Below are 2,741 nucleotides of genomic sequence, written 5' to 3' on the forward strand. Positions count from 1 at the left end.
TCATTGGGCGGTGGAGAATAATCTGCACTGGATTTTGGACGTTGCATTTTCAGAGGACGCATGTCAGATAAGCACAGGAAATGGGGCTGAAAATTTCTCCATTCTGAGACGGCTTGCGCTGAACGCTATCAAAGCCAATAAGGGAAGTCGCAGTATCAAGAGTCACCGGAAGCTAGCAGGGTGGGACCATAAGCACCTGAAAAAGCTGCTTTGCTCAGTCGTTCTGAATTGATGCAATTGCCCTGGGAAACTGGGGTCAACGAAGAAATGGAGATCTGGTGCTGTTCGACTGGGAAAGGTTCGGTCGAGGCAGCCCTGCTATTGATCTGGCTCCCCTGATCCCGAATCTCGGCACACTGGCAGACTATAAACATGTGATCAAAAACTACAGGGAGGTGAGCCATTCTCTCACCGATGAACAACTACTTAAGCAGATCATTCTGGCTAAAGCCTGGATTGTCATTGAAGTCATCAATCTGTTTATTGATCGTCCAAAATCAGATCCGCAAGTCCACTTAAACTGGTATAACAATCATCTTCCGAATTGGCTGGACGAAATGGAAAAGTACCTGTTATGAACATACGACAATCTTTCAATCGTTCTCTTTCTAATATGCTACTAGTCGTTGCTCTTGTGGGATCAACCCATAGTATGGCGACCATCTATAAATGCACCACAGAGAAAGGCAAGACCAGGTTTCAGGATCAACCCTGCTCCGCGAAAGAGGAGGAGAAAACCATTTCTTATGAGCCATCCACCCAAAATCACTGGACTAATCAACTTAAGAAATACACACCTGAAGGTATTAAGATCAAGAAAATCCTTAAGAGTCAGAGCAATTACAACATCACTTACGAATTTGCTGAGCAATACCAATCAACCCAGTTTATGCGACACCTGAATCGTATCAGTCAGCAAGCCACTATTCTGGTGTCCATTAAACAACCCACAGACTCAAATGGCATAGCAGAAGTGATGATTTCACCGGATGCATCTCCTCTGACTGAAATTTTTGGCAAAGATCCGCAATAAGGCTGAAAAGTATTTGTTTCAGAGGTTTTAACAACAAGTCAATATAGATGTAAAATGAGTGAATTCTTCTGCCTAGCAAGTTCAAAAGCCAGATATGACTTTTCAGGAAATCCCCTTCCAAAGAGCACCTATGCCCTTACTGCTGGAAGCAGACCCTTCTGAGCAGTGCATTCAATCCTATCTGAAAGATTCATGGTGTTTTGCTGCGTTTGAGGGTGAAGAGATTGTTGGAATCTGTTTCGTTAAGCCTGAGAACGACACCACTGCCGAGCTCTTTAATATCGCTGTTGCCCCAGATATTCAGGCCAAAGGGATTGGTACTCAACTGCTTAAATTCACCCTTCATGCACTGAGCAACAAGGGTATAGAAAAGGTTGAGCTTGGGACCGGTAGTTTTGGCCACCAGCTGGCTTTTTATCAACGACAAGGGTTCCGGGTTGATTCAGTACGGAAAAATTTCTTTCTCGATCATTACGATGAACCCATTTTTGAGATGGGTATTCAGCACAAAGATATGTTGCGGCTCGTGTGTGATCTGTCTCTTTGGCAGTAGCAAGCCCTGACGTAAAAATGCTAGGTTGTGGGCGGACTAAAGAATTAGAAACCCAAAATATGTCTGCTTTTTCAAAAAACATAAGACCTTATGTCGAAGAAGAACTTCGGCTGCACGATGACCTGATGATTCAGGGTCGGTCGCAGGAAGCCTTTAAACACCTTGAGAATGCTCATGTTCTGGGTCAGGAATCCACCTGGCTCCATGTCAAAGTCCACTGGCTCATGTTGCTTTGGGGACTTCAGCAAAACAAGCCTGGTGAAGTCGTTGGCCAGATTTTGAGAATAGTGGGTGCCGCTACAAAAACCGCCTTTGGCTTGGTGCCCAAAGGGAACACCGGGGGGAGCAATGTCAGCCCATTCAAGGTCATGCCCATCAAGAAAGAACACGAAGTCCTGATTGAACAGGCAAAGAGCTGATAACAATACCAACGCATTCCAGGATCTGTTCAGGAAGACAATAAACCATGAAACTATACGGCGATATTCAGTCAGGCAACTGTTACAAGATCAAGCTGCTCACTGCCCTGCTCGACCTGAACCATGAATGGGTTCATGTGGATATTCTTAACCACGAAACTCAGACTCAGGCATTTCTCGCCAAAAACCCCAATGGCAAAATCCCATTACTGGAACTGGATGACGGTCGTTGCCTTTGGGAATCCAACGCCATTCTGAATTATCTGGCCAAAGACTCAGCCCTGCTGCCTTCAGACCCTTTTGCACTGGCCAAGGTACAACAATGGCAGTTTTTTGAACAATACAGCCACGAGCCCTTTATAGCCGTGGCCAGGTTCATCAATAAGTATCTGGGCTTACCTGAAAATCGACGTGCTGACTATGAAAGTAAACAGGAAGGTGGGCTCAAGGCCCTTAAGGTGATGGAGCAACAACTGCAACAAACCCCTTTTCTGATCGGTGAGCAACTGACCACAGCTGATATTGATCTGAGCACACCCTATGCATGAACTTTTTCTAAGCAAGCATAAGCGGTGTTCTCAGCTCGGAAGAACCCTAAAATCATTTTTTTCTTCCTCTGTATGGATTTCAATCCAGAACTGACCGCTCTGAGAAATTGATCTTTTGTTTTCAACGCCATACGACCAATGCGGCCTGACTTTAATACACTCCAAATGAGTTCTACTGGGTTCAACTC

At 45.1% G+C, this 2,741-nt stretch carries 6 protein-coding genes and 1 pseudogene; 6 read left to right on the forward strand and 1 reads right to left on the reverse strand.

The window, feature by feature from the left end:
- The 6 genes and pseudogenes from WG89_RS33110 to WG89_RS27915 form a co-directional block, all read left to right on the forward strand.
- Nucleotides 1-232: pseudogene (locus tag WG89_RS33110) on the forward strand (hypothetical protein); the annotation flags it as partial.
- Nucleotides 233-278: 46 nt separating this feature from the next.
- Nucleotides 279-578 carry a hypothetical protein gene (locus WG89_RS27895; protein ID WP_062270975.1) on the forward strand — a complete coding sequence of 100 codons (300 nt, stop codon included), beginning with the start codon at nt 279-281 and terminating at the stop codon, nt 576-578.
- Entirely contained in the window at nt 575-1,033 is a 459-nt protein-coding gene (locus WG89_RS27900) for a DUF4124 domain-containing protein (protein ID WP_079254103.1), read from the forward strand. Before WG89_RS27895 ends, WG89_RS27900 begins: the two co-directional genes overlap by 4 nt.
- A gap of 94 nt (nt 1,034-1,127) precedes the next feature.
- Nucleotides 1,128-1,586 carry a GNAT family N-acetyltransferase gene (locus WG89_RS27905; RefSeq protein WP_062270980.1) on the forward strand — a complete coding sequence of 153 codons (459 nt, stop codon included), beginning with the start codon at nt 1,128-1,130 and terminating at the stop codon, nt 1,584-1,586.
- 59 nt (nt 1,587-1,645) lie between these two features.
- Complete coding sequence (locus WG89_RS27910; RefSeq protein WP_062270982.1) at nt 1,646-2,005, forward strand: DUF3703 domain-containing protein; 360 nt, start codon at nt 1,646-1,648, stop codon at nt 2,003-2,005.
- Between the two features lie 47 nt (nt 2,006-2,052).
- On the forward strand, nt 2,053-2,553 hold the full coding sequence (locus WG89_RS27915; protein WP_079254105.1) for a glutathione S-transferase family protein: 501 nt from the start codon (nt 2,053-2,055) through the stop codon (nt 2,551-2,553).
- Here WG89_RS27915 and WG89_RS31815 read toward each other — a convergent pair.
- Nucleotides 2,544-2,741, reverse strand: a 198-nt coding sequence (locus WG89_RS31815) for a hypothetical protein (protein ID WP_216638578.1), incomplete at its 5' end; no start/stop codon positions are given. The two genes, WG89_RS27915 and WG89_RS31815, sit on opposite strands and share 10 nt — an antisense overlap.

The organism is Endozoicomonas arenosclerae (assembly GCF_001562015.1).
Taxonomy (GTDB): Bacteria; Pseudomonadota; Gammaproteobacteria; order Pseudomonadales; family Endozoicomonadaceae; genus Endozoicomonas_A; species Endozoicomonas_A arenosclerae.

Bases quoted from the DNA above. Each gene is read 5' to 3' on its own strand.
- WG89_RS27900 (WP_079254103.1), top strand. From the start codon at position 575: ATGAACATACGACAATCTTTCAATCGTTCTCTTTCTAATATGCTACTA.
- WG89_RS27905 (WP_062270980.1), top strand. From the start codon at position 1,128: ATGACTTTTCAGGAAATCCCCTTCCAAAGAGCACCTATGCCCTTACTG.
- WG89_RS27910 (WP_062270982.1), top strand. From the start codon at position 1,646: ATGTCTGCTTTTTCAAAAAACATAAGACCTTATGTCGAAGAAGAACTT.
- WG89_RS27915 (WP_079254105.1), top strand. From the start codon at position 2,053: ATGAAACTATACGGCGATATTCAGTCAGGCAACTGTTACAAGATCAAG.